The organism is Metabacillus sp. B2-18, from assembly GCF_021117275.1.
Lineage (GTDB): Bacteria > Bacillota > Bacilli > Bacillales > Bacillaceae > Metabacillus.
Genome location: NZ_CP088245.1, coordinates 1,889,341 through 1,914,713, shown reverse-complemented (window position 1 = coordinate 1,914,713; position 25,373 = coordinate 1,889,341). Strand labels below are relative to the sequence as shown.

At 36.2% G+C, this 25,373-nt stretch carries 29 protein-coding genes; 1 reads left to right on the top strand and 28 read right to left on the bottom strand.

Translation table 11 applies throughout. From position 1 onward, the window contains the following. Positions 1–22: 22 nt before the first annotated feature. The 24 genes from LPC09_RS09600 to LPC09_RS09485 form a co-directional block, all read right to left on the bottom strand. Entirely contained in the window at positions 23–799 is a 777-nt protein-coding gene (locus tag LPC09_RS09600) for a ribonuclease HII (RefSeq protein WP_098796275.1), read from the bottom strand. A 131-nt stretch (positions 800–930) separates the two neighbouring features. Further along, the gene (gene ylqF, locus LPC09_RS09595) at positions 931–1,791 is read right to left on the bottom strand and encodes a ribosome biogenesis GTPase YlqF (RefSeq protein WP_098796274.1); all 861 of its coding nucleotides are present in this window, start codon (positions 1,789–1,791) and stop codon (positions 931–933) included. 20 nt (positions 1,792–1,811) lie between these two features. Next, complete coding sequence (gene lepB / locus LPC09_RS09590; protein WP_098796273.1) at positions 1,812–2,363, bottom strand: signal peptidase I; 552 nt, start codon at positions 2,361–2,363, stop codon at positions 1,812–1,814. 195 nt (positions 2,364–2,558) lie between these two features. Continuing rightward, positions 2,559–2,903, bottom strand: a complete 345-nt coding sequence (rplS, locus tag LPC09_RS09585; RefSeq protein WP_072580071.1) for a 50S ribosomal protein L19 — start codon at positions 2,901–2,903, stop codon at positions 2,559–2,561. A 157-nt stretch (positions 2,904–3,060) separates the two neighbouring features. Continuing rightward, on the bottom strand, positions 3,061–3,795 hold the full coding sequence (gene trmD / locus LPC09_RS09580) for a tRNA (guanosine(37)-N1)-methyltransferase TrmD (RefSeq protein ID WP_098796272.1): 735 nt from the start codon (positions 3,793–3,795) through the stop codon (positions 3,061–3,063). After that, positions 3,795–4,316 (bottom strand): ribosome maturation factor RimM, encoded by a 522-nt coding sequence (gene rimM, locus LPC09_RS09575; protein ID WP_098796271.1) that lies wholly within the window; start codon positions 4,314–4,316, stop codon positions 3,795–3,797. The genes trmD and rimM overlap by 1 nt, the downstream gene beginning before the upstream one ends. An 8-nt stretch (positions 4,317–4,324) precedes the next feature. Then, the gene (locus LPC09_RS09570; protein ID WP_098796270.1) at positions 4,325–4,705 is read right to left on the bottom strand and encodes a YlqD family protein; all 381 of its coding nucleotides are present in this window, start codon (positions 4,703–4,705) and stop codon (positions 4,325–4,327) included. Between the two features lie 115 nt (positions 4,706–4,820). Continuing rightward, complete coding sequence (locus LPC09_RS09565) at positions 4,821–5,051, bottom strand: KH domain-containing protein (RefSeq protein ID WP_098796376.1); 231 nt, start codon at positions 5,049–5,051, stop codon at positions 4,821–4,823. Positions 5,052–5,062: 11 nt separating this feature from the next. Further along, complete coding sequence (gene rpsP / locus LPC09_RS09560) at positions 5,063–5,335, bottom strand: 30S ribosomal protein S16 (protein ID WP_078434369.1); 273 nt, start codon at positions 5,333–5,335, stop codon at positions 5,063–5,065. Between the two features lie 155 nt (positions 5,336–5,490). Then, positions 5,491–6,834, bottom strand: coding sequence for a signal recognition particle protein (gene ffh, locus LPC09_RS09555; RefSeq protein ID WP_098796269.1), 1,344 nt, complete (start codon positions 6,832–6,834; stop codon positions 5,491–5,493). 13 nt (positions 6,835–6,847) lie between these two features. Further along, entirely contained in the window at positions 6,848–7,180 is a 333-nt protein-coding gene (locus tag LPC09_RS09550) for a putative DNA-binding protein (RefSeq protein WP_098796268.1), read from the bottom strand. A gap of 199 nt (positions 7,181–7,379) precedes the next feature. Continuing rightward, entirely contained in the window at positions 7,380–8,378 is a 999-nt protein-coding gene (gene ftsY / locus LPC09_RS09545; RefSeq protein ID WP_098796267.1) for a signal recognition particle-docking protein FtsY, read from the bottom strand. A gap of 19 nt (positions 8,379–8,397) precedes the next feature. After that, positions 8,398–11,961 (bottom strand): chromosome segregation protein SMC, encoded by a 3,564-nt coding sequence (gene smc, locus LPC09_RS09540; protein ID WP_231309473.1) that lies wholly within the window; start codon positions 11,959–11,961, stop codon positions 8,398–8,400. 240 nt (positions 11,962–12,201) lie between these two features. Next, entirely contained in the window at positions 12,202–12,945 is a 744-nt protein-coding gene (gene rnc, locus LPC09_RS09535) for a ribonuclease III (RefSeq protein WP_121661381.1), read from the bottom strand. Positions 12,946–13,196: 251 nt separating this feature from the next. After that, a complete protein-coding gene (gene acpP / locus LPC09_RS09530) occupies positions 13,197–13,430 on the bottom strand; it encodes an acyl carrier protein (protein WP_026559383.1) in 234 nt (77 codons plus the stop codon). A 117-nt stretch (positions 13,431–13,547) separates the two neighbouring features. Next, a complete protein-coding gene (fabG, locus tag LPC09_RS09525) occupies positions 13,548–14,288 on the bottom strand; it encodes a 3-oxoacyl-[acyl-carrier-protein] reductase (RefSeq protein ID WP_098796264.1) in 741 nt (246 codons plus the stop codon). Then, positions 14,289–15,233 (bottom strand): ACP S-malonyltransferase, encoded by a 945-nt coding sequence (gene fabD / locus LPC09_RS09520; protein WP_098796263.1) that lies wholly within the window; start codon positions 15,231–15,233, stop codon positions 14,289–14,291. A gap of 26 nt (positions 15,234–15,259) precedes the next feature. Continuing rightward, positions 15,260–16,255 carry a phosphate acyltransferase PlsX gene (gene plsX / locus LPC09_RS09515; protein WP_098796262.1) on the bottom strand — a complete coding sequence of 332 codons (996 nt, stop codon included), beginning with the start codon at positions 16,253–16,255 and terminating at the stop codon, positions 15,260–15,262. Between the two features lie 9 nt (positions 16,256–16,264). Beyond that, positions 16,265–16,837 carry a transcription factor FapR gene (gene fapR / locus LPC09_RS09510; RefSeq protein ID WP_098796261.1) on the bottom strand — a complete coding sequence of 191 codons (573 nt, stop codon included), beginning with the start codon at positions 16,835–16,837 and terminating at the stop codon, positions 16,265–16,267. 160 nt (positions 16,838–16,997) lie between these two features. Continuing rightward, positions 16,998–19,046: an ATP-dependent DNA helicase RecG gene (gene recG / locus LPC09_RS09505; RefSeq protein ID WP_098796260.1), complete on the bottom strand. Its 2,049-nt coding sequence runs from the start codon at positions 19,044–19,046 to the stop codon at positions 16,998–17,000. 1 nt (position 19,047) lies between these two features. Continuing rightward, complete coding sequence (sdaAA, locus tag LPC09_RS09500) at positions 19,048–19,926, bottom strand: L-serine ammonia-lyase, iron-sulfur-dependent, subunit alpha (protein WP_098796259.1); 879 nt, start codon at positions 19,924–19,926, stop codon at positions 19,048–19,050. A gap of 58 nt (positions 19,927–19,984) precedes the next feature. After that, complete coding sequence (gene sdaAB, locus LPC09_RS09495; RefSeq protein WP_098796258.1) at positions 19,985–20,647, bottom strand: L-serine ammonia-lyase, iron-sulfur-dependent subunit beta; 663 nt, start codon at positions 20,645–20,647, stop codon at positions 19,985–19,987. A gap of 207 nt (positions 20,648–20,854) precedes the next feature. After that, positions 20,855–22,522, bottom strand: a complete 1,668-nt coding sequence (locus LPC09_RS09490; protein ID WP_231309472.1) for a DAK2 domain-containing protein — start codon at positions 22,520–22,522, stop codon at positions 20,855–20,857. 17 nt (positions 22,523–22,539) lie between these two features. Further along, on the bottom strand, positions 22,540–22,902 hold the full coding sequence (locus LPC09_RS09485; protein ID WP_231309471.1) for an Asp23/Gls24 family envelope stress response protein: 363 nt from the start codon (positions 22,900–22,902) through the stop codon (positions 22,540–22,542). Between the two features lie 276 nt (positions 22,903–23,178). Between LPC09_RS09485 and rpmB the strand changes: the two genes are divergently transcribed. Beyond that, positions 23,179–23,367 carry a 50S ribosomal protein L28 gene (gene rpmB / locus LPC09_RS09480; protein WP_098796255.1) on the top strand — a complete coding sequence of 63 codons (189 nt, stop codon included), beginning with the start codon at positions 23,179–23,181 and terminating at the stop codon, positions 23,365–23,367. 156 nt (positions 23,368–23,523) lie between these two features. On the opposite strand, the gene spoVM is transcribed toward rpmB, so the two are convergent. The 4 genes from spoVM to rpe all read right to left on the bottom strand — a co-directional run bounded on the left by spoVM (position 23,524) and on the right by rpe (position 25,373). After that, complete coding sequence (gene spoVM, locus LPC09_RS09475) at positions 23,524–23,604, bottom strand: stage V sporulation protein SpoVM (protein ID WP_003328987.1); 81 nt, start codon at positions 23,602–23,604, stop codon at positions 23,524–23,526. Between the two features lie 146 nt (positions 23,605–23,750). After that, positions 23,751–24,395: a thiamine diphosphokinase gene (locus LPC09_RS09470; RefSeq protein WP_098796254.1), complete on the bottom strand. Its 645-nt coding sequence runs from the start codon at positions 24,393–24,395 to the stop codon at positions 23,751–23,753. Positions 24,396–24,457: 62 nt separating this feature from the next. Next, positions 24,458–24,637, bottom strand: a complete 180-nt coding sequence (locus tag LPC09_RS09465; protein WP_231309470.1) for a hypothetical protein — start codon at positions 24,635–24,637, stop codon at positions 24,458–24,460. A 79-nt stretch (positions 24,638–24,716) separates the two neighbouring features. Further along, positions 24,717–25,373 (bottom strand): ribulose-phosphate 3-epimerase, encoded by a 657-nt coding sequence (gene rpe / locus LPC09_RS09460; RefSeq protein WP_231309469.1) that lies wholly within the window; start codon positions 25,371–25,373, stop codon positions 24,717–24,719.

Here is a 25,373-nt window from a genome sequence, read left to right as displayed (position 1 = left end):
ACCATATCCTACTTCAATAGCCTTATAGGACGTTGCACAATCCCTTTACAGGCGCAAAACTCCTACGGTGGTGTTCTGTTACCCCAAACTCTTTTAGCGCATCTAGATGGAATTTTGTCCCGTATCCCATATGTTGCTCAAATCCATACTGTGGATATTTACTAGAAAGATCGACCATCATTTTATCTCGTGTTACCTTAGCAATTACTGAACTTGCAGCAATAGAGACACTTTTTGAATCTCCTTTAACGATAGACTCCTGCTGAATTGGCAGATCTAACTTCATCGCATCAAGTAGTAAATAAGTTGGCTGAATAGCTAATTCCTCAATCGCTTTTTTCATCGCTAATTTTGTAGCTTCGTAAATATTAACTTTATCAATTATATCTGGTGAGATAACGCCAATACCTATAGCTTCAGCATTTTCCTTTATCAAATCATAGTAGTGATTTCTCATAGATTCAGAAAGCTTTTTAGAGTCCGTTAAGCCGGGGATATAGCAATCTTCTTTTAAAATGACAGCTGCAGCAACTACAGGTCCTGCCAGAGGTCCTCTGCCAACTTCATCGATTCCAGCAATAAACTCAAAACCCTCCTGTTTTGCTGCTCTTTCATAACTAAGCATTTCATAATATTGCTTCTGTAACAATTTCTCGTGTTCGTAGTTTTTAAACCATCTTTCAACGAGTTGCTGTACTCCTTTTCTAGTATCAGCTTGACACTCTTTAAGAAATGGATCTTGCATATCCGTAATTTCCACTAATTTTTTTTGAACTTCTTTTGTTGTTAATGGCATTATTTGTTCTCCTCGTGCACATGTTTTGTCTTTTATATGTATAATATCTAAAATTATTCTTTATCATTATATCGGCCGTAATTCAAATAAATAAAGACCCGTCATAATTAAATGCGGGTCAGATTAAAAATGGTTTATTCATCTTGAAAATCAGCAGGAATTTCAAAAGATAATTTCCCTAACTTATCTGTTCTTATTTCCCTTAAAATTAATTCAGATGTTTTATCGTAATCAATATAGCCCCCGGATACCATACAGCCCCGTTTCTTCCCGATCTCATCAAATAGCGGGACTATTTCTTCAGGAATTTCATTAAGATTATAGCGCTCTAACAATCTTTTAGGATAATGTTCTTTCATAAAGTTTAATGCAAAAACAGTGACTTCTTGCAGATTCAAAATAGCATCCTTGATTGCTCCTGTTGTTGCAAGTTTTTGACCTACTAATTGATCTTCAAACTTCGGCCAAAGGATACCAGGTGTGTCTAAAAGCTCTAGCTCATTTCCAACCTTTACCCATTGTTGTGCCGTCGTTACTCCCGGACGATCTCCAGTTTTTGTAATATTTCTTTTAGCGAGTCTATTAATAAGAGTGGATTTCCCAACATTCGGGATACCAATAATCAATGCACGTATGGCACGAGGTTTAATTCCCTTCGCAGCCATTTTATCAAATTTCTCTTTAAGAAGAACTTTTGACAATGCAGTGATTTGTTTTAATCCTGTTCCAGATTGAGCGTCTATAGCAATGGCGGGTATATCTTGTTCTTTAAAATATTCAATCCATTGCTTAGTAATTGAATCATCAGCTTTGTCAGCTTTGTTCAAGAGTACTATTCTTGGTTTAGATGAAACAATTTCATCTATCATCGGATTTCTAGAAGACATAGGAATTCTCGCATCTACAAGTTCAAAAACAATGTCAATAAGTTTTATCTTTTCAGTAACCTGTCTTCTCGCTTTTGCCATATGACCTGGAAACCATTGTATCGTCATTTCATAACACCTTCTTTAAATTACTCAGCAAACCGTATATCTGATACTGGCCAATAAACTAAGCTTGCCTTACCCATAACCTCTTCTATCGGTATTGTTCCTATATGTCTGCTATCCTTGCTTTGCCTTCTGTTATCCCCCATGACAAATAAATGACCTTCTGGTACAGTATCTTGCCCAATAATGCTATCGAGGTCAAAAGGTTCTGTTAGCGGGCCGTCAATTAAATCGTCTTTATATTCATTCAGATAGGGTTCTTCATAAGCTTCTCCGTTAATGTATAACGTATCGTTTTTGTATTCTACTTTATCACCCGGTAAACCTATTACTCGTTTTATATAGTCTTTTTCTAAAGTTGCATGAAAAACCACAATATCAAAACGTTCAGGTTCTCCAATTTTGTATGATAATTTATTAACAATCATTCGATCTTGTGTATGTAAAGTTGGCATCATTGAGAACCCATCAACTACAATAGGAGCAAATAAGAAATACCTAATAATAGCTGCTAAAAGAACGGCAATAGCCAATGCTTTTATCCATTCAAAAAGTTCATTTTTCTTTTTGGTCATTCAATTCACCTGCTTCTAGCAATCATTATGTCCATTATTTGTTTATTACTATACTTGTATGGTGAGTTTACTGTTCATGTGATGAAACAGCCTTTTTATTGAAAAAGGAGCTTGTTAGGTAACAAGCTCCTTTTCAACTATACGGACAGTGTACCTGACCCATATATTTGAGGCTTAGTAGACTACTAAGCAATCTTATCGAATTTCTTTAATACGCGCAGCTTTACCACGTAATTGACGTAGGTAGTAAAGTTTAGCACGGCGAACTTTACCGCGACGAATTACTTCTAGCTTCGCGATCTTTGGTGTGTGTACAGGGAAAGTACGCTCAACACCTACACCGTAAGAAATCTTACGAACTGTAAATGTTTCACTGATTCCACCACCACGACGCTTAATCACAACACCTTCAAATACCTGAATACGCTCACGAGTACCCTCAACAATACTTACGTGTACACGTACAGTATCACCAGGACGGAATGCAGGTAGATCAGTTTTTAATTGTTCTTTTGTGATTTCTTCAATTAATTTTTGCATCGTTTTCAACTCCTTCCAACAGATGCTCATTCCAATACTTTTATTGCAGCGGAACATCGTTATAAAAGACTGCATAAAGGAAAATAGTTTAAATAAAAACTTTTCATCTGCAAGTCACGAGATTTATCATAACATATAGACTGTTAGGCTGCAATAGCTAGTTCTCATTTTCCCATTTTTTTATCAAGGTTTTTTGCTTGTCAGTCAAAGGATATGATTTTAGCAGGTCTGGACGTCTCTCAAACGTTCTACGGAGTGATTGTTCTTCACGCCACTCTGCAATTAATTTATGGTTCCCTGATAGAAGAACTTCAGGTACTTGTAACCCTCTAAAATCTGCTGGACGGGTGTAATGCGGATGTTCTAGTAAGCCTGAGCTGTATGAGTCTAGTACAGGTGAATCTTCGTTTCCTAAGACTCCTGGTAAAAGCCTTACAACACTGTCTGTTATGACCATTGACGCGAGTTCTCCACCTGTTAAAACAAAATCCCCAATTGAGATCTCTTCTGTTACAAGATGTTCCCTAATACGTTCATCATACCCCTCATAATGACCACAGATAAAAAGAAGATGTTCTTCTTTTGCTAATTGTTCTGCTTTTGACTGAGTAAAACGTTCTCCCTGAGGGCACACCAAGATCACTTTCGGTTCAGTATTCCCATTACTACGAATATCTTCTACAGCATCAAAGATCGGTTGTGGAGTTAACACCATTCCAGCACCTCCACCATAGGGATAGTCATCGACATTTTGATGCTTATTGGAGGAATATTGTCTGAAGTTAATCACGTTAAACTGAACAGCTTCCTTTTCCTGTGCCTTCTTTAGGATAGATTCATTCAAGACTCCATGAAACATCTCTGGGAAAAGTGTTAAAAAATCGATCTTCATTAGTCTAGTAACCCTTCCATAGGTGTTATAATAATTTTTTTCTCTACGATATCAATCTCTTTAACAATGTCTTCAATATAAGGAACTAGGAGGTCTTTTCCTATCTTTCTTTGTACAACCCATACATCATTTGCACCAGTTGCTAATATTTCTCTAATTGTCCCGATTTCTTCACCTTCATCGGTAAACATTTTACAACCGATTATTTCGTGAAAGTAATACTCACCCTCTTCCAATTCAGAAAGTTGTGATTCTGTCACTTTAAGTAGTGAGCCTTTGAATTGTTCAACATCCTGAATTGAAGGCATTCCTTCAAACGTTAATAGATCAAAATTCTTATGAACACGATGGCTATCAACAACTACTTCAATAGGTTGATCAGAACCTTCTTTAAATATATAAAGAGTGTTACCTGGCTCATATCTTTCTTCAGCAAAGTCTGTTTTTGAAATAACACGAACTTCTCCTCTAATTCCGTGTGTATTTACAATTTTCCCTACATTAAACCATTTTTCTGTCATACTATTAATCACCTCAGGCGTATTTGATCTACGATTCCATCTCTAATGATAATCGTTTTTTCTTTCATTAATTCTTCCCAATTGTCTCCTACATTTACTTCGACAATTGCTTCTACTTCTTTATCTTTAATTTCGCTTCCAATTGGTAATGTATGTACTTGTTCTAGTTGAAAATCCACTAGCTTAATCTTTTCCCGCCTTTTATCAATTTCTTTTAAGAACGGTCCAGCAAGCTGTTTACTCGTTTTCTCTAGTTTTTTATATTCAAAATATAATTGATCCATTTCCTGTTTCAGGCTTTTTTTGCGCTGTGTAAATTGTTTTATCAATAATTCCTTACTTGTTTCGGTTATCATTTGCTTCACTGTAACCTGGTGGAGTATCTTCATTATTGTTCCTCCCATTTACAAGCATAATACTTTGAAAAACCATTCATATTCTAATTTGATTTATTACTATTTTTTTTTACGTACAAAAAAAGGGGAGGAACCTCCTCACCCTTTTTTAGTCATTAATTTCTAGTTGGATTCTTTTAGATGAATTAGATCCTGCTGCATACACAACAGTTCGAATCGCTTTTGCTATACGACCTTGTTTCCCAATGACTTTGCCGACATCTTCTTTATGAACAGAAAGGCAATAAATTATTTGATGCTCCTGTTCAAATTCAGTTATCTCAACAGAATCGGGAGAATCAACAAGTGGTTTAACAATTGCTTCGATTAACTCTTTCATCTTAACAGTCATTACTTGCTATTTTTTGCGTTATGGAATTTTTCCATAATGCCTTCGTTAGAGAACAAGTTACGAACTGTGTCAGAAGGTTTAGCACCGTTTGACATCCATTTTAATGCTAATTCTTCATTGATTTTCACTTCTGCTGGTTGAGCAACTGGATTGTATGTCCCAACAACTTCAATGAAACGTCCATCACGTGGTGAACGAGAATCTGCTACTACAATACGATAAAAAGGAGATTTTTTTGCTCCCATACGTTTTAAACGAATTTTAACTGCCATTTTATAAAGCACCTCCGAAAATGTTTCAACAAGATAGTATATTATCAAATAAGTGATATGATGTAAAGGTTTTTTTCTTGTCAGAAGAAAATTTCCTTAAAAAACTTATTTTTTGCTATGATATTTTCTAAAAAACGAGACTTAAAATCATAGAATTACATGAACGGAAACTTCATTCCGCCTTTTTTCTTTCCTTTTGACATATTTGTCATTTGCTTCATCATTTTTTTCATATCTTCAAATTGCTTTAATAGTCGGTTCACCTCTTGTACGGATGTACCACTACCAACTGCAATTCTCTTTTTTCGAGAAGCATTCATAATTTCAGGGTTTATCTTTTCAGCTTTTGTCATGGACTTAATAATTGCTTCTACATGACTGATTTGCTTTTCGTCAACTTGAAGGTTTTTCAAACCCTTCACCTTGTTAGCCCCCGGCAACATGCCAATTAGATCCTCTAAAGGTCCCATATTGCGCACCTGACCAAGCTGCTCAAGGAAATCATCAAATGTGAAGGATGCTGTACGCATTTTTTGTTCTAACTCTTTTGCTTTTTCAGCATCTACATTTGTTTGAGCCTTTTCAATAAGTGTTAAAACATCACCCATACCTAAAATTCTTGAAGCCATCCGTTCTGGATGAAACGCCTCAAGAGCATCAAGCTTTTCACCTAACCCAACAAACTTAATAGGTGTATTAGTAACAGACCGAATAGAAAGTGCCGCTCCACCACGAGTATCACCGTCAAGTTTGGTTAAAACAACCCCTGTTAACCCAAGCTGCTCATTAAAGCTTTTGGCAACATTCACCGCATCTTGACCCGTCATCGCATCAACAACAAGAAAAATTTCATCTGGTTTCGCAATTTCTTTTACCTGCTCAAGCTCTTCCATAAGATTTTCATCAATATGAAGACGACCTGCAGTATCAATAATTACGTAATCATGATGTTCTTCTTTTGCGTGGGCTAATGCCTTTGTTGCTATTTCAACTGGACTAACTTGATCACCTAATGAGAAAACAGGCATATCCAATTGTTTACCTAATGTCTCTAACTGCTTTATCGCCGCAGGACGGTAAATATCAGCAGCAACAAGTAACGGCTTACGGTTATGCTTTTTTCTTAATAAATTTGCGAGTTTACCGGTAGTTGTTGTTTTACCAGCACCCTGTAAACCAACCATCATAATAACCGTTGGCGGGCGGTTGGACACAGCTATTTTACTCTGCTCTCCACCCATCAGTTCAGTCAGCTCGTCTTTAACCACTTTAATGACCTGTTGGCCTGGAGTTAAGCTTTTCATAACTTCTTGACCAACAGCGCGCTCACTAACGCGCTTAATAAAGTCCTTCACGACTTTGAAGTTAACATCCGCTTCTAAAAGAGCAAGGCGTACTTCACGCATCATTTCTTTTACATCTGCTTCAGATACTTTCCCTTTGCCGCGAATTTTGGCCATCGTATTCTGCAGTCGGTCGGCTAATCCTTCAAATGCCATAATATGCCGCCTCCTAATCTAATTTCTCAAGTTCATTTAGTAATGAATCAAACATAGCTTTGTTCTCAATGTTAGGAGAAAATTCACGTAGTTTTGTCATTAACTTTTGTCTCTCTTGAAATTTTTGAAATAATAATAGCTTCTCTTCATATTGCTCCAGCATTGCTTCAGTTCGTTTAATGTTATCGTAAACAGCTTGTCTACTCACATCATACTCTTCCGCAATTTCACCAAGGGAGAAATCATCTAAATAGTATAACGACATATAGCTTTTCTGCTTAGGTGTTAACAACGATTGATAGAAATCAAATAAATACGTAAGCCTCGTCGTTTTTTCAAGCATCATGCCGATTCACCCCTTTGTTAAGTGAATTACCTTTACAACTTATTAGTCTACATAGGAAGCTTTTTCTTGTCAAGTAATTGTATATGAAAATTGTGATAGCGACGATGTATAAGCACATTCTTACTCACGTTTTGTGTTGAATAAAACAAAAAAGCTAACAATCTCAATAAATGAAATTGATAGCTTTAATAATGATTATTTACTCTTCTTCTTGTGCTTCAATTATTCCTGAGAAAAGACCATAAACATATTGTTCCGTGTTAAACTCTTGTAAATCATCCATTTTTTCTCCCAAACCAACAAACTTCACAGGGATATCAAGCTCTCCTTTAATCGCTAACACAATACCACCTTTTGCAGTACCGTCTAATTTTGTAAGAACTATTCCTGATACATCTGTTGCTTGGGAAAATTGTTTTGCTTGTGTCATAGCATTTTGACCTGTTGTTGCGTCTAGTACAAGCAATACTTCATGAGGAGCTCCAGGTATTTCACGTTCGATTACACGCTTAACTTTCTCAAGCTCTTTCATCAGATTAACTTTATTTTGTAGTCTTCCAGCTGTATCACAGAGTAAAACATCGACATTACGTGCCTTAGCTGCCTGAACAGCATCATACATAACCGCAGCAGGGTCAGAACCTTCCGATTGTTTAATAACATCAACACCTACACGCTCTCCCCACACTTCTAACTGCTCAATAGCTCCTGCTCTAAAAGTATCACCAGCAGCCAATAAAACAGAATTTCCTTCGCTTTTTAGTTTATGTGCTAGCTTGCCAATTGTCGTAGTTTTCCCTACTCCATTTACACCTACAAATAAAACGACATTTAATCTTCCAGCTTGTAATTCCAATTTATTGAGCGACTCATCATGATCGCTACCTTCATATATTTCAACAAGCTTTTCAGAAATAACAGCTTGAACTTCTTTCGTATCTTGGATATTTTGACGTTTCACTTCCATCTTTAATTCATCAATTAAATCCATAACAGTAGCAACACCAACATCGGCACTAATGAGTAATTCTTCAAGCTCTTCGAAAAACTCTTCATCCACTTTACGATATCTAGCTACAAGATCATTCATTTTACCAGCAAAAGAATCTCTTGTCTTTGTTAAGCCCTCTTTGAATTTTTCAGTAACAGAATCTGTTTGTTGAGTAATTTTTTCTTTTAATTTTTTAAAAAAGCTCATCTTTGTCGTTTCCTTTCCACTAAGATTGCACTAATTCCTTTGTTTCTTCAAGTCTAACAGATACAAGCTTAGAAACACCTGATTCCTGCATTGTTACGCCATATAATACATCAGCCTCTTCCATAGTACCTTTCCGATGCGTGATAACAATAAATTGTGTTTCATGACTGAATTTTTTTAAATACTGTGCGAATCGGTGTACGTTTGCTTCATCAAGTGCCGCTTCCACTTCATCTAGTACACAAAAAGGAACCGGTCGTACCTTTAAAATAGAAAACAGTAAGGCAATAGCTGTTAAGGCACGTTCTCCACCAGAAAGCAAGCCAAGGTTTTGAAGTTTTTTCCCCGGAGGCTGTGCCACAATATCAACACCAGTATTTAAAAGGTCATTAGGATCAGTTAGTTTCAACTCAGCCCGTCCTCCACCAAATAATGCCTGAAAAACAGATTCAAAATGAGAACGAATAGCATTAAATGTTTGTTCGAACCTTCTTTTCATTTCGATATCCATCTCATCGATCACTTGATATAGCGTATCTTTTGCTTCTAATAAATCATCGCGTTGTTCTGTTAAAAACGTAAATCTCTCAGAAACACGTTCATATTCATCAATCGCTCCTAAGTTTACTGTTCCAAGTTCATCAATTGCAAGTTTAATTAACTTCACACGTTTTCTCGCTTCATCAACTTCTATTTCAAGAGTATATTTTTCTTTAGCACCTTCAAATGTTAAGAAATATTCTTCTCGAAGATGATTTAATCGATTATCAAGTTCAACATCTAATCGATTTAACTTTACTTCCTCATCTTTTAAAATATCTTGAAGCTGTTTATCCTGACGTTTTAATTCTTTTAGCTCCCGCTCTTCATGTTCAAGCTTTTCTTGTAACTGAAGACGCTCTTCACGTCTGCTAGCTATTAATTCAACTGTTTTGTTTTTGTCTTGTAGCTTCTTATTAGCAGCTTCATCTAGTTTTTCCTCACCTGAAGAACTTGAACTCATCTCATTTGAAAGAAGTGAATAATCTTCAGATGCATCTTTATGCTTTTGTTGAGATTCTTGTAAGTCTAATTTTATACGTTCAACTTTTTCTTTTTGATTCTCATACACTTGCTGCTTACTTGCATGTACTACCTTTAATTCAATAAGTTGATTCTGCAGTTCATCTTTAGACGTTTGTTGTGTTGTCTTCTTTACAGACAATTCTTCGATTTCTTTATCCAGTTTTTCCAAACTTGTTGAAATCTCTTTTAATTTCACCTGAAGTTCATCTTTTCGACCTATCATTCTTGTTTTCTCAGACTCAAAGGCTTCTCGCTCAGAATCATATAATTTCAAATGATCATTTACATTTTTTTCATTCAATTCAATCTCTCGTATGTTACCACGGATTTTTTGCTCTTCTAATCGAAGGTTTTCACCTTTAGAACGAAGCTCCTCTAGCGTTTTTTCATGCTGTTGAATTAATTCTTTTGAGGATTTAACATCTTTTTCAAGCTCCTCAGTCTTCTGCTCCATTACAGATAACTTTTCTACAATTTGTTCTAGTTCACGTTGTCTACTCAGTAAGGAATTGTTCTTTTGTTTTACCGCACCACCTGTCATCGAGCCCCCAGGATTCACAACATCACCTTGAAGGGTCACTAAGCGATAGCGATAATTCATTAACTTGGCAATATCATTTGCTCCCTTTAAGTCAGAGGTAACAATGACTGTACCTAATAAATTCCCAATAATTGATTGAAATTGAGCTTGATACTTAACAAGATTTTTCGCAAGCCCAACAAACGCAGGATGGTTTTCAATCAACGCTAAATCATGATGGTTAATAGAACGCTCCTTTATTACTGATAGAGGCAAAAATGTAGCTCGTCCAAATGAATGTTGCTTTAAAAATTGTATAGCTTTTCTAGCTGCTGATTCATCTTGAACAACGACATGCTGCATAGAACTACTTAAAGCAATTTCAATTGCTGTTTCATATTCCTTATCTGTTGTAATTAATTCAGCAACAGCACCGTGAATTCCTCCAAGCTCATCTTTCGCTTTTAGAATTTCTTTTACTCCTTGGAAAAAGCCTGCATAGTCCTCCTGCATTGATTCAAGAACTTCTTTTCGCGAACGTGTTTGTTGTAATAATTGATAAGCCTGATAAAGAGCTGTCTCCTTTTTCTGATATGAATTCTTCAGGTTTTCTAATTTCGCAGTTGTATCACGAAAGCTTTTAATCTGGTCTGATAATTGCTTTTCAATAAGTGAATAATTTGCTTCAATTTTCAGCTTCTTTTCTAAGATTTCCTGACGCTCAGTCACATATCTTTGATTAGAATCTAGCAGTCTTGTATTTTTTCTTTCTTGCTGTGAAAGCTGCTCTTCTAAGTAATTTATCTCGTTACGTGATGAAGCTTGCTCATTTAGTAGGTCAAAATATTCACTTTTTAATTCTTCAATCATTTCATCAAGATTTTGATCATAAGTGGAGGCAAGTTTTTGCTTTTCTGACAGTTCACTTTTAATTTTTTCTAGTTCATTTGTATATGAATTTAATAGATTCTCTTGTTCCTGCTTTTCATGAGTTAACTGAGAAATTTTAACCGATAGTTCTTCAATTGTTCTTTCAAGCTGAGCTTTATTTTGATGTGCATTTTTCTTTCGCTCTTTTAAGACTTCTTTTCTACCTTCTAGTTTTTCCAGTTCTTCACTTGTTAATAAGAGAACTTGTTGTAGATCGTCAATTGAATCATCCAAAGCACTAAGATGCTCTTTCATTCGTTCAACATCGGCTTCACGTTTTTGCATTGTTGCAGCAAGCTTTAATTCGCGGTCTTTTCCCTCTTCTACTGATTTTGAAAGAGCTTCGTATTTCCCGTGCAACTCTTCTACTTCGAAAACCGTAAGCGCTACTTCAATTTTCTCTAATTCTTCTTTTTTCTCTAAATAATCTTTAGCGATTGAAGCCTGTATTTTTAGAGGTTCAACCTGACCTTCTAATTCATGAAGGATATCCTGAACACGATTTAAATTTTCTTGGGTTTCAGCTAATTTATATTCTGCTTTCTTTTTACGCGACTTATATTTTAAAACACCAGCAGCCTCTTCAAAAATCGTTCTACGTTCTTCAGATTTACTGCTGAGAATTTCTTCGACTTTCCCTTGACTAATTATGGAAAAGGCTTCTTTACCTAAACCAGAATCCATAAATAAATCAACAATGTCTTTTAGACGGCAACTTTGTTTATTAATAAAAAATTCACTTTCCCCTGAACGATATACACGACGTGTTACACTAACTTCGTGATAATCAATTGGGAGGAAAGAGTCATCATTATCTAAAGTTAGGGTTACCTCCGCTACATTCAGCCCTCTTCTAGAGTCACTTCCAGCAAAAATAATATCTTCCATTTTGGCTCCACGAAGAGACTTAGCTGATTGTTCACCTAATACCCATCTTATTCCATCTGTTATATTACTTTTACCACTACCATTAGGTCCAACTACTGCTGTAACACCTTTTACAAAATCAACAGTTACTCGTTCAGCAAAGGACTTGAATCCTACAATATCCAATCGTTTGAGGAACATTGTGATCCTCCTTACTATTTTCTTTTAAGTTATTTTTTTGTAATGTTATTAATAAGACTATTCTTCTGACAAACTCCTTCATATTTTATCACAATTTGTCGAACCTCGGTTCATACATTTGGATATTTTGACATCATAAAAATAAGAACAATCAACGTAAAATATCAATGATAACATGTAAAAACCTTAAAAAAAGGACAACTCATTCAATACTAATATGAGTCTGCCCTTCATAGCATCTTATTTATTTATTTGTTGAAGCTTTGAAAGTGCTTCTTGTGCAGCATGTTGCTCAGCTTCTTTTTTTGACTTTCCACTTCCTGTGCCAAAAACCTCACCATTTAATGATACAGTAGATACAAATTCTCGGTTATGAGCTGGACCTTTTTCCTGTAGAATTTTATATTCAAGTGTACCTTTAGTATCACGCTGAACAAGTTCTTGAAGCTGACTCTTAAAGTCCATAACATGAGAAAAGGCCCCTTCATCAACCTTTGGAATAACAAATTTATCTAAAAATTGAACAACAGATTCAAGGCCTTGATCTAAGTAAAGTGCACCAATGAACGCTTCAAAAACATCTGCTAGCAAGGCTGGGCGAGCTCGTCCCCCTGTCATTTCTTCTCCTTTTCCAAGTAGAACTAAGCTACCAAAAGCAAGTGTATTCGCGAACGATACAAGAGAAGGTTCACAAACAATAGCGGCACGCAGTTTTGTTAATTCTCCTTCGCTCATCATTGGATATTTTTTATAAAGATATTGAGAAATGGTCAATTCTAAAACAGCATCACCTAAAAATTCAAGTCTTTCATTATCTTCGTATGGCTTTTTACGATGTTCATTTACATAGGAAGAATGAGTAAATGCTTGATAGAGTAATTTTTCATTAGTAAACGTGTGACCAATACGCTCCTGGAATTTTTTGAATTCCTCTGCTTTTTTAGCAAAAGATCTTCTTTCTTTATAATTAATATGTCTTGCCATCATCAGGCACCTCCAATTTTATAGCTGCAGCGACGCCTTGATCCTTATATAAGACACTTCATAATTGAAGGTGACATTATTCCCTTGAATTATGAAGTGGCTTATGACCTGTTAATCGTACTCAAGTTTTGTAACGAGAGCTTCGTACCTGGGCAAAAAGGTTTTGGGGCTTGCTTTTTACATTTTACTATTAAAAAATATCTAATAAAAGGGGGAAAGCCCCGTAATAAATACGGGACTTATCATCAACATTACTGTTGGCTATTTATGTAGTTAACAGCGTCACCCACTGTACCGATTTTTTCTGCATCTTCATCAGAAATTTCCATATCGAACTCATCTTCAAGTTCCATAACAAGCTCAACTACATCAAGGGAATCTGCTCCAAGATCATCTTTAAAAGAAGACTCTAATTTTACCTCAGCTTCATCAACGCCTAAGCGGTCAACGATGATCTTTGTTACACGTTCTAATACATCTGCCATTTTCGTTCACCTCCCCTCAAGTATTATAGATGATTTTTAATTGAAAAACTAGGCTTCTCTCTAGTATTTTCAATAATTTTAGCTCCCTAAACATAGATTCAACATCTATATGGGAGATTACATAACCATTCCGCCATTTACATGCAGCGTTTGTCCGGTTATATATTTGCTTTTTTCAGAAGCAAGGAATGTTACAACATTAGCAATATCACTAGGTTCACCTAAAGTTGCAAGTGGTATTTGTTTTAATAAATCTGCTTTTATATCTTCATTAAGTTCATCTGTCATGTCAGTTGTGATAAAGCCAGGAGCAACTGCGTTTACAGTAATATTTCTTGAAGCCAGTTCCTTTGCTGTTGTTTTTGTTAATCCAATAACCCCAGCCTTCGCCGCAACATAGTTAGCTTGACCAGCGTTACCACTAACTCCAACAACAGATGTAATATTAATGATACGACCGTTTCTCTGCTTCATCATTTGTCTTGTTACAGCTTTCGTACAAAGGAAAACACCTTTTAAGTTTGTGTCAATAACATCATCCCATTCAGAATCTTTCATTCTCATTAGAAGATTATCTCTTGTGATTCCAGCATTATTTACTAGAATATCTAATTGACCGAACTCATTTAATACTTCTTTAATCATAGCTTGAACTTCGTCACCATTTGAAACATCAGCTTTAATGGCAATTGCATTTCCACCATTTGCTTTGATTTCATCGACAACTTCATTTGCTTTCGCTTCATTTCCTGCATAGTTCACGGCAATGCTTGCTCCATTACTCGCAAGATCCAATGCGATCGCTTTACCAATTCCACGAGAAGCTCCGGTTACAAGAGCAACTTTATTCTCCAACATTTATTGTTCCTCCTTAAGCTTTTCTACAGTAGCTTGTAATGACTCAAGATCAAAAACGTTGTGAATCGTTGCAGAGCGGTCAATTTTTTTCACTAATCCTGTTAATACCTTACCAGGACCTACTTCTATGAACGTCGTCACACCATTTTCCATCATTGTTTTTACTGATTCTTCCCATCTTACAGGAGAGTATAACTGTTTTACTAGTAAGTCTTTAATTTCAAGACTCTCTTTCACTGGCTTAGCTGTTACGTTTGCTATAACTGGAATAGATGCATCTTGAAAGTTTAATTGAGATAATACCTCTTGAAACTTATGTGCAGCAGGTTTCATTAATTCAGAATGAAACGGACCACTAACTACAAGTGGAATGGCTCTTTTCGCTCCATTTTCTTTTGCCAGTGCTGAAGCTTTTTCAACTCCTTCAGCCGTACCTGAAATAACGATTTGACCTGGACAATTTAAGTTAGCCAGTTGTACCGAATCTCCTTCATCAGAAACCTGAGCTGTTACTTTTTCTAATTCTTCAGCTGATATGCCTAAAACCGCTGACATAGCTCCTTGTCCTGCTGGAACCGCTTGGTCCATATATTCCCCACGCTTTTTAACTGCATAAACTGCATCTTCAAAAGGAAGTACACCAGCTGCAACAAGCGCTGAGTATTCACCAAGGCTATGTCCAGCAACATATTCTGGTTGAATATTAAATTGTTTGAAATGGTTTAATATTGCAATACTTGTTGTAAGAAGCGCCGGTTGAGCATTATAAGTCAAAGTTAATGTATCTTGTGGTCCCTCAAAAATAAGTTTCGATAATTCTTGACCTAATCGTTCATCTGCTTGATCAAAAATTTGTTTGGATGATTCTACTTCTTCATAAAAATCTTTTCCCATTCCAACAGTCTGTGAACCTTGGCCTGGAAATAAAAAAGCGATTTTTGTCATGAAAGTGTTCCCCCGTTTCTATCCTGTTAATCTTCTTTATTCATACTTTTTAGCGATGCATGAATGGTTTCAGCAACATCATAAGACACCATATCTTTTGTTTGGCGAATTGCGTTGTATATTGCATTAGCATCTGAAGAGCCATGCGCTTTTATTACAGGTGCCTTAAGGCCAAAGAGCGCAGCACCACCGTACTCTGAATAATCCATCTGTTGTTTTATTGATTTTAGCTGAGGCTTCAGGATACCCGCAGCAATTTTAGACTTAAGGTTACTCGTTAAAGCTGATTTAAGCATAGAAAAAACAGAGAGTGCTGTACCCTCAATTGTCTTTAAAGCTATATTTCCGGTAAACCCATCTGTTACAACAACATCAGCAACGGACTCCATTAAATCTCTTGACTCAACATTTCCTACAAAATTTAAATCTGTTTGTTTTAAAAGCTCATAAGTTTGTTTTGTTAACTCATTTCCTTTTTTATCTTCTGTACCTACATTTAGCAAACCAACGCGTGGATTTTTAACTCCACGAACTTTCTCAACATATATAGAACCCATTATTGCATATTGCAATAAATGTTCCGGCTTAGCGTCTACATTTGCACCAACATCTAAAAATAAAAAACCTTTTCCATTTAATGTTGGCAAAGTTGGTGATAAAGCAGGTCTTTCTATTCCCTCGATTCGACCAACAACAAAGAGACCTGCTGTCATTAGTGCTCCTGTGTTCCCAGCAGAAATACAACCATCTGCCCTTCCTTCTTTTACTTCATTTGCCATCAAAACCATTGACGCATTTTTCTTCCGTCTAACCGCGCGAACGGGCTCATCAGTAGCTTCTATCACTTCATCTGTATGTAAAATTGAGATTCGTGTGGAATCTGTTAAGTATGTTTTAATTTTATCTTCTTGCCCTATTAATGTTACTTCTAAATCTGGAAAAGCAGTGATAGCCTTCATTACTCCTTCTACTACTGCTTGTGGTGCATTGTCTCCACCCATCGCATCAATTGCGAGCTTCATTTATGTAACCTACCTTTGTGTTGGATTTGAGCGATACATTTCAAACTCACCCGAAAACACTAATTCATTGCCCACAAAGCTGTTCACTTCTACTAATGTTCGTCTTTGTTCAGGATCGTTTTTCACTATTTTAGCCTTGGCAATGACACGTTCATTTTCTTTAACTTGTGTGGTAAATCGAATATTCGCTTTCGCCGTTAAAGCAAGCTCATCATTTATCATAGCAACAGCTAACGAATTTGCTTGTGCAAAAAGATGATGTCCCCGTGCTATTTGGTTTCTACTAAATACATGCTCTTTTCTTATTTCTAAGATAGAGATCGCAGAATGATCAAGCTGAAGGTCAATAATTTCACCAATGACTTCTTCAATCGGCAGCGCTTTTACCTCATCATCTAGTTTCTTTTCCGCTACATGTTTTATTCGCTCTCTTAATTCAGGAATTGATAGTTCTAAGCGATCCAAACGGATTGTTTGAATACTCACTTGAAATTTTTCCGCTAATTCTTCATCTGTTATAAATGGAGTGATAGCAATTGTTTCTTGTAATAAAGACTGTCTCTCTTTCTTATTCTTCCTCATTATGTATACGACACCGTCCGAACTATTAAGACTAGGTACTAATAGTAGTATATATATAAAGAAAACAGATTGCAAGTCATTGCAATCTGTTTTCTAAAAAGTATTGTTGTCCTAAATCTATTAGGTGTAGCGTTTTACTTTGTGATATAGAGCTAGAGCATTAATCTAATTTTTCACCATCTAATACTCCCGAGTTAGTAAGGTAGTTTCTTAGAGCCTCATATTGATTTCCCTTCCAAAATTCCATCGAACCTACAAGTTCAACTGCATCCTGCCTTGCTACTTCCAAGGCTCTGTAATCATGAACCATATCTGCAACCTTAAAAACAGGAACACCACTTTGCTTTTTCCCGAAAAAATCACCAGGGCCTCTAAGCTCAAGATCTCGCTCAGAGAGAACAAAACCATCATTTGTTTCAGTCATTATTTTCATACGTTCTTTCCCTGTTTCCGACTTAGGATCGGCCAGCAAAATACAATATGACTGATCACTTCCTCTTCCAACCCGACCACGGAGTTGGTGGAGTTGAGATAATCCAAAACGTTCCGCATCATAAATAACCATTGTGGTAGCGTTTGGCACGTTTACACCAACTTCAACAACAGTCGTTGACACAAGAATATGAACCTCGTTTTGACTAAAGCTCCTCATTACTTCATCTTTTTCATCTGAGCTTAACCTGCCATGCATAAGACCTACTTTATAGCGACCTCTATAGTATTGAGTAAGCATACCATGAACATCAAGGGCATTTTGCACATCCAACTTATCAGATTCTTCAATAAGCGGACAAATAACATAAGCTTGCCGTCCTTTAGAAACTTCCTTTTCAATAAAGACTAATATACGTTCTAGCATATCCGGCTTTACCCAGTATGTTTCGATTGTTTTTCTTCCTGCTGGCAGTTCATCTATAATTGATACATCCATTTCACCAAAGGCAGTTATCGCTAATGTCCGAGGTATTGGTGTAGCTGTCATAAATAATACATCGGTCTGTTCACCTTTTTCTCTTAGCAGCCGCCTTTGTTCAACTCCAAAACGGTGTTGTTCATCTGTAATAACAAGTCCAAGCTTATGGAACATGATTTCATCTTGAATAAGTGCATGTGTCCCAATTAATAAATTAATTTCATTGTTTGCTACTCTTTCTAGTAAGTCTCTTCTTTTCTTCCCTTTTACTGAACTAGTTAACAAAGCTACTGATACTCCAAAAGGTTCAAACAATTGAAAAAGTGACTCAGCATGCTGTTCAGCTAATATCTCGGTAGGCACCATTAACGCACTTTGGTATCCAGACAAGAAAGCTGCATAGATAGCAATAGCAGAAACAACCGTTTTACCGGAACCAACATCCCCTTGCAATAGCCGATTCATTCGATATGGTGATGTCATGTCACTTAGGATTTCATTTACAACACGTGTTTGGGCATTCGTTAATGGAAAAGGTAAAGAATCAAGAAAAATCTTATGCTTTTCTTTAGAAAATTGATGAACAACCCCCTTCGATTGTTCTCGCTGAACCTTTCTTAGCGTCTGCATTTTGAGTTGGAATAAAAGAAACTCTTCATAAACAAAGCGTCTTCTCGCTTGTTTAAGGTCTTCTTTTTCCTCAGGTATGTGAATCGTCTTAAGAGCCTCTTTTCTTGTCATTAGCTTGTATTTATTAAGTAAATGATCAGGCAAGAGCTCAGTAACTCCTTCAAGATAATCCTTAAGTGCAATTGAAACAAATTTCCTAATGCCTTTTACTGTTAATTTTCCTTTAACAGAATAAACAGGTTCAATTCCTGATACTTCTTGTTTTGGGCCAAATAAAAGATTTGAAACTGTAATCGTTTGTCTATGTTTATCCCATTTCCCTGTAACAGTAACCGTCGCATCAATAGACAGCTTATTTTTAAAGTAAGGGCGATTAAAGCAAACAACTGAAAGCAAATATCGTCCTACTAACAATCGGAACGTAAGACGCGACCTTTTTTTACCGTAAAACTGGAGAGAAGGCTCACTATGAACTCTTCCCTCAACAGTAACACGTTCCTCATGCTTTACATCCTCTAAATCTTTTAAACTATTATCTTCATATCTATATGGAAAATATTCAAGAAGGTCATGAATCGTGTAAATTCCAACATCATTTAGTACTTCCTCTGTTTCACTACCAACTCCCTTTAAGTTGGTAATAGGATCCAATAACATATTTTTCACGTCACTTGTGCGAGTCTCCAAATATTTCCCTTTTGAGCTTTTGACCTGTCGGAGTCGCAGCTAACCCCCCTTGTGCAGTTTCTTTTAATGCTGTAGGCATCGTTTGCCCAATTCGATACATGGCATCAATTACTTCATCACATGGAATTCTACTTGTAATACCTGCTAATGCCATATCAGCGGCAATCATTGCATTAGCAGCACCCATTGCATTTCTTTTTACACAAGGGACCTCCACTAATCCTGCAACAGGGTCACAAACTAATCCGAGCATATTTTTCAATGTTATTGCCATAGCATGTGCAGCTTGTCTGGGAGTACCACCAGCCATCTCAACAATTGCTGCAGCAGCCATCCCTGAAGCAGAGCCTACCTCAGCTTGACAACCTCCAGCAGCACCAGAAATGGAAGCATTGTTAGCCACTACAAAACCAAATGCGCCTGAAGTAAAAAGAAATTCAATCATTTCTTTTCTTGTTGGCTTTAGCTTATCTTTTACGGCAAAAAGTGTACCAGGTACAACACCAGCGGATCCAGCTGTAGGAGTGGCGCAAATTGTCCCCATCGCAGCATTCACTTCATTAGTTGCAACAGCCTTACTTACAGCATCTAAAATTGTATCTCCGGAAAGAAAGTTACCCTTCTCAAGATAAGATTGTAAGAGCACCGCATCTCCACCAGTTAAACCAGAATGAGACTTTACTCCTGACAGCCCCTTTTCAACAGCTTGTTCCATTACTTCTAAGTTCTTTTCCATCTGTAATAAAACATCTTCTCGCTTTCGATCTGTCACTCTACATTCTTGTTCAATCATGATCTCTGCGATTTTTACCCCTTTACTTTCGGCTAATCCTACTAGTTCTTCTACGTTACGAAACATGATGATATCCCCCTCATTTTGTCATAGTTGTATAAAAATATCATCTACTTTGTTTTTGTTAATCATCAATTCTTGTTACTTGTAATATATTTGTTAATGTTTTTAATTCTTCAATTACTTCATTTGTAATGTTCTGATCTGTTTCAATTGTCATTAAAGCAAGCTGACCAACTTCTTTTCTGGAAACATCCATATGTCCGATGTTTATTTCATACTTTGCCAACACATTGGCAACTGCGGCAATTACACCAAATCGATCGTTATGCACAACCAGTAAAGCAGGGTGATTTCCTGATAATTTTAATTCAAAGCCATTTAGTTCAGTTATTTCAATCTTTCCTCCACCTATTGAAATCCCAACTAATTCAAACTGTCCATAGTCATCACCAATAATAAGTCGAGCTGTGTTTGGATGGTCTGCCACTGCTTCTTCTTCTATAAACGTTATCTTAATTTCTTTCTCTTTAGCTATTTCTAATGACGATTTTATTCTTTCGTCAAAGGTATCAAAATCAAGCAAACCACCTACAAGAGCAACATCTGTACCATGCCCCTTATAGGTTTTAGCAAAAGAGTTGTAAAGGGAAATGATAACCCATTTAGGTTCACGTCCAAACAATGTTCGTGCAACACGTCCAATTCTTGCCGCACCGGCTGTATGTGAACTCGACGGACCGATCATAACAGGTCCAATTATGTCAAAAACACTTCTATATTTCATTAGACACACTCCCCCTATAGCACTGGTATTGTTGAAGCTAGTTGCTCTTCTTTCTTCATATGATTCATGTAACTTTAGTTTAACAGATTTTTTAAAAAACACTATTATATCAAGAAAAGCAAGAAAAAATGGACTATTCTAATAAATGCAAATCTCTTTTCTAACAGAAACCAAAGAAAACCCGGCTAATAAGCCGGGTTTTCTTATTTATTCCACAGAGAAAATATAAGAATATAGTGGTTGTTCTCCTTTATGAACTTCAATTTCAACATCTTCAAACTGTTCTTCAGCAAATGCTAGAAGCTGCTCGACTTCTACATCACTTGCATCTTCTCCTTGAATGATTGTTAAAATTTCATCATCTTCTGTAATCATTTCAGAAAGAAGTTTTTTAGATACTGAAAGCTGATCACGATCAGTAACAACAATCTTCCCATTAGATATTCCCATAAAATCGCCTTTTGCAATATCAAGTCCATCAATGTTCGTATCACGTACTGCATAAGTAATTTGACCGCTCTTAACATTACCTAATGCATCCGACATAATTTGCCCGACTTCTTCAGGCTCAACCGTAGGATTGAAAGAAAGTAAAGCAGCCATTCCTTGTGGAACGGTTTTGGAAGGGACAACAATAACATTTTCTTCCACTACTGATGCCGCCTGTTGAGCAGCCATCACAATGTTTGAGTTATTAGGTAAAATAATAATATTTTCAGCATTCACATCATGAATAGCCTTAACAATATCCTCTGTGCTTGGATTCATTGTTTGGCCACCTTCAATAACCTCATTAGCACCAATGCTTCTAAATAATTCAGCAATACCTTTTCCCATTGACACTGTTATGATACCGTATTTGTTCTTTTCTTTCTTGATTTTCTGTTCAGAATGAACTTGTGGTTTTTCACCTACGATATCAGTATGTTGTTGACGCATATTTTCAATTTTCATATTGATAAGGTTTCCATATTTCTGACCATATGATAAAACCTCACCCGGATGTTCAGCATGTATATGTACTTTAGCTAATTCATCATCAGCAATTACTAATAAAGAATCACCATAATGACTTAAATCTTGACGAAACGTTTCTTCATTAAAAGGCGTTTTTCCACTTTCAAAGCGTACCATAAATTCCGTACAATATCCGAATTCAATATCTTCCGTATTTATATGGCTTTGTACACTTTTATGATGCTCAGCACTAACAAGCTCATCCATACTAGGTGTCGCCACATTTGTTGTATCAAGTTTTTCACCCTTTAGAACTGCAAGAAATCCTTCATAAACAAATACAAGGCCCTGTCCGCCACTATCAACCACTCCTACCTCTTTTAATACAGGAAGTAGATCTGGAGTACGCTTTAATGATGCTTCAGCTTCTTTCAATGTAATTTCCATAAGTTTCACAATCGAAGTTTCATTTTGCGCAGCAGTTACAGCAGCTTTAGCTGCATCTTTTGCTACAGTTAAAATTGTCCCCTCAACAGGCTTCATTACCGCTTTATATGCAGTATCTACACCAGCTTGAAGTGCTGCAGCAAATTCACTTGCATTAATGCTTGCTTTTGATTCAATAAACTTCGAAAAGCCTCTAAATAATTGCGATAGAATAACGCCGGAATTTCCTCGGGCACCCATTAATAAGCCTTTCGAAAGCGCATTACCAGTTTTCCCAATATGAGCAGAAGGATTATTTCTTACCTCTTTTGCTCCTGATGTCATAGATAGATTCATATTGGTTCCAGTGTCACCATCAGGAACTGGAAAAACGTTTAACGCATCGACTAATTTCGAATTATTCGATAGGTGGTTAGCACCTTGCAAGATCATTTCTGCAAATTGCTTACCATCTAAAGTTGTAATAGACACAGGTAGTTTCCTCCTTACTATGGGTTCGCTACACGAACACCTTGTACAAAAATATTAACAGAATCAACAGCAAGTCCAACCGTCTGATCTAACGTATACTTAACTTTCGTTTGAACGTTATGCGCGACTTCAGAAATTTTTGTACCATAGCTGACGATAATATACATATCAATATTAATTGAATCGTCATCTTGGCGTACGATTACGCCTCTGCTAAAGTTCTCTTTTCTTAGGATATCCGTAAGACCGTCTTTTATTTGATTCCTTGAAGCCATTCCTACAATACCATAGCAGTCGATCGCTGCTCCACCTGCAACAGTTGCAATGACCTCGTTGGAAATATCGATTTGTCCGTACTTTGTTTTTAATTCAATGGACATGTTTGTTCCCCCTTTGGAATTGTTCGCACTGGCTTTTATTATTTTACTATAAGCATACCCATTTTAAAAGTGATTATAAAATCCTAGTTACTTAATACAACCTTTATTATTATACAACAATACTTAAATAACTATGTCAAGGAAAAATTCTTGAAAGACTAACGTTGAAGTATTGCAATCTCATTTGAGTTGTGATAAATTATTAAAGTATCTCATGGCAATGTACATGATTAACGTAAAATATGTAAGGTTTTTTTGTAGTAAGGAGGGAATAACATGGCACGTAAATGCGTTGTTACTGGTAGAAAAACTCGCTCAGGTAATGCACGTTCACACGCGATGAACGCTAACAAACGTACTTGGGGCGCAAACCTTCAAAAAGTTCGCATCTTAGTTAACGGTAAACCAAAAAGAGTATATGTATCTGCTCGCGCTTTAAGATCAGGTAAAGTTGAGCGAGTTTAATTTATATTAAGCTCTCTCTATATGGATGTTTAACTTTAACATTCTATAAAAACAATCCAGTTAAAATAAAGCCGCATTCTGCAGCTTTGTTTTTTCTTTTATAGAGAAAACACTGGATTAAGAAAAAAAGCACCGATAATCACGGTGCTTTTTTTCTTAATCTTTTTTAAACGAACCGAGCATTGCTCGAACTATTCCTCCTAAAAACTTCGGTAACTTAATCGTATAAAATTTCATTGTTTCCCTCCTCAACCAAATCTTAAACAAGTCTTCATGCTTGTTCAAAGGTGCTCAAGCGTCATAATAAAATAAATCATTTCTTTAAATTATATTCATACTCTGTAAAAAAATGACGCTATCCCCTATTGTCTTTTACCAACAATTTAATCTCGGCTTCTTATCATTATTAATATGCCGTCTAGGAAAGAAAAAGTACCTACTTCATAAATGAGTTCATTACTAATACATAATGTTGATCCAAGCCTAATATGACAATTTTTTAAAGGATATTTAAATCCTTCAAGTGTCAGGCCTATGACATCTGGGGTTAAGGCGATAAAAGAAATATAACGCAATTCATTTTTCCTCTTTACTTTATATGTTCCTGGGCCATAGAGCGTGATATGATTTTGACGATCAATACATTCAATTTTTGATAGAGTAGAGGGTGATTTAATAAGGAGATACAAATTTGCAAGCATATGATCAATTCGTCCACCAGTGGCTCCAAAAAGATAAATTTGGTCTGGTTTTTGATTAATTGCCCATTCTAGAGCTATTTCAGTATCTGTTTGATCTTTTTCTGAAGGATATGTAGATAAATGTGGAAGATCCTTTTTCAACTTTTTATGTTCTTCACTCGAAATGGAATCAAAGTCTCCAAATGCATTTGCAGGTGTAAATCCTGCTTCTTCAATATAACGGACACCTCTATCTATCCCAACCCACATTATTTCTCTTTGATTAAATATTGTTAAGTCAGCAAGATTCTCCTTGGGACCTCCTGCTACTAGTGCAATTGTTTTCATTTTATCTCCTCACTACGAAAAAAGTCTGGCATATGAAATGCCAGAACTTCGTTTCTTTCATTCTATTGCATATTATCATCATAATCATATCTAAAACCATCATGCTGAGCGTCAGTACTTCCGCTTTTAAGCCTTTGTAATACTGATTCATACTGAGAAATTTCTTCATAATCTGAACTATTTTGTAAAGCGACCTTTAACGCTTGTTCAATTATGGCAATATCTTCCCTTAAAATATTCACTCTACCCCCTCCTATCACTTAGCAGTCTACTGTAATAGGATGAGTTTTTTTGACTTATTTTATGACGGTGTTTTGTTCTTTAAGATAGAACTGCTTGCTTAAGACTTTGTATTGCCTCATGACGGTCAGGCTTATTGTATATAAAAGAACCGGCAACTAAAACATTTGCTCCAGCAGCAACACATTGCTTAGCTGTTTCTTCATTAATCCCGCCATCAACTTCTATATCAACTGAAAGATTTCTTTCTTTAATTATATCAGCTAATGCCTTTATCTTAGGTAAGACTTGCGGTATGAATGATTGCCCACCGAAGCCCGGATTAACAGTCATGAACAATACCATATCAATATCCTCAAGAATGTGTAATATTAACTCAATTGGTGTATGTGGATTTAACACAACACCAGCTTTTATTCCTTCAGACTTAATAAGTTGAATTGTTCGGTGCAGATGTTTAGAAGCTTCTACATGAACAGTAATAATATCGGCTCCTGCACGGACAAATTCTTTAATATACAAATCAGGTTGTTCAATCATTAAATGAACGTCTAAAGGAAGCTTTGTTACAGGTCTTATAGCCTCGACAATAAGTGGTCCGATCGTAATGTTAGGAACAAAGTGGCCGTCCATTACATCAACATGAATATAATCTGCACCTCCCTTTTCAACATCCTTAATTTCCTCTCCCAATTTAGCAAAATCTGCCGATAAAATCGATGGAGCAATTTTTATCAT

What these genes read in the sequence shown, in the direction of transcription:
- plsX (WP_098796262.1), bottom strand. Translation starts at nt 16,255, where the DNA reads ATGAAGCTCGCAATTGATGCGATGGGTGGAGACAATGCACCACAAGCA.
- trmD (WP_098796272.1), bottom strand. Translation starts at nt 3,795, where the DNA reads ATGAAGATCGATTTTTTAACACTTTTCCCAGAGATGTTTCATGGAGTC.
- LPC09_RS09470 (WP_098796254.1), bottom strand. Translation starts at nt 24,395, where the DNA reads ATGAAAACAATTGCACTAGTAGCAGGAGGTCCCAAGGAGAATCTTGCT.
- rnc (WP_121661381.1), bottom strand. Translation starts at nt 12,945, where the DNA reads ATGGCAAGACATATTAATTATAAAGAAAGAAGATCTTTTGCTAAAAAA.
- sdaAA (WP_098796259.1), bottom strand. Translation starts at nt 19,926, where the DNA reads ATGTTTCGTAACGTAGAAGAACTAGTAGGATTAGCCGAAAGTAAAGGG.
- ftsY (WP_098796267.1), bottom strand. Translation starts at nt 8,378, where the DNA reads ATGAGCTTTTTTAAAAAATTAAAAGAAAAAATTACTCAACAAACAGAT.
- smc (WP_231309473.1), bottom strand. Translation starts at nt 11,961, where the DNA reads ATGTTCCTCAAACGATTGGATATTGTAGGATTCAAGTCCTTTGCTGAA.
- acpP (WP_026559383.1), bottom strand. Translation starts at nt 13,430, where the DNA reads ATGGCAGATGTATTAGAACGTGTAACAAAGATCATCGTTGACCGCTTA.
- fapR (WP_098796261.1), bottom strand. Translation starts at nt 16,837, where the DNA reads ATGAGGAAGAATAAGAAAGAGAGACAGTCTTTATTACAAGAAACAATT.
- LPC09_RS09550 (WP_098796268.1), bottom strand. Translation starts at nt 7,180, where the DNA reads ATGATGCTTGAAAAAACGACGAGGCTTACGTATTTATTTGATTTCTAT.
- rimM (WP_098796271.1), bottom strand. Translation starts at nt 4,316, where the DNA reads ATGACAGAAAAATGGTTTAATGTAGGGAAAATTGTAAATACACACGGA.
- fabD (WP_098796263.1), bottom strand. Translation starts at nt 15,233, where the DNA reads ATGACAAAAATCGCTTTTTTATTTCCAGGCCAAGGTTCACAGACTGTT.
- spoVM (WP_003328987.1), bottom strand. Translation starts at nt 23,604, where the DNA reads ATGAAATTTTATACGATTAAGTTACCGAAGTTTTTAGGAGGAATAGTT.
- LPC09_RS09570 (WP_098796270.1), bottom strand. Translation starts at nt 4,705, where the DNA reads ATGAAGATACTCCACCAGGTTACAGTGAAGCAAATGATAACCGAAACA.
- LPC09_RS09485 (WP_231309471.1), bottom strand. Translation starts at nt 22,902, where the DNA reads ATGTCCATTGAATTAAAAACAAAGTACGGACAAATCGATATTTCCAAC.
- rplS (WP_072580071.1), bottom strand. Translation starts at nt 2,903, where the DNA reads ATGCAAAAATTAATTGAAGAAATCACAAAAGAACAATTAAAAACTGAT.
- sdaAB (WP_098796258.1), bottom strand. Translation starts at nt 20,647, where the DNA reads ATGAAATATAGAAGTGTTTTTGACATAATTGGACCTGTTATGATCGGT.
- rpmB (WP_098796255.1), top strand. Translation starts at nt 23,179, where the DNA reads ATGGCACGTAAATGCGTTGTTACTGGTAGAAAAACTCGCTCAGGTAAT.
- fabG (WP_098796264.1), bottom strand. Translation starts at nt 14,288, where the DNA reads ATGTTGGAGAATAAAGTTGCTCTTGTAACCGGAGCTTCTCGTGGAATT.
- ylqF (WP_098796274.1), bottom strand. Translation starts at nt 1,791, where the DNA reads ATGACGATACAATGGTTTCCAGGTCATATGGCAAAAGCGAGAAGACAG.
- ffh (WP_098796269.1), bottom strand. Translation starts at nt 6,834, where the DNA reads ATGGCATTTGAAGGATTAGCCGACCGACTGCAGAATACGATGGCCAAA.
- rpe (WP_231309469.1), bottom strand. Translation starts at nt 25,373, where the DNA reads ATGATAAAAATTGCTCCATCGATTTTATCGGCAGATTTTGCTAAATTG.
- rpsP (WP_078434369.1), bottom strand. Translation starts at nt 5,335, where the DNA reads ATGGCAGTTAAAATTCGTTTAAAACGTATGGGAGCAAAAAAATCTCCT.
- LPC09_RS09565 (WP_098796376.1), bottom strand. Translation starts at nt 5,051, where the DNA reads ATGAAAGAGTTAATCGAAGCAATTGTTAAACCACTTGTTGATTCTCCC.
- lepB (WP_098796273.1), bottom strand. Translation starts at nt 2,363, where the DNA reads ATGACCAAAAAGAAAAATGAACTTTTTGAATGGATAAAAGCATTGGCT.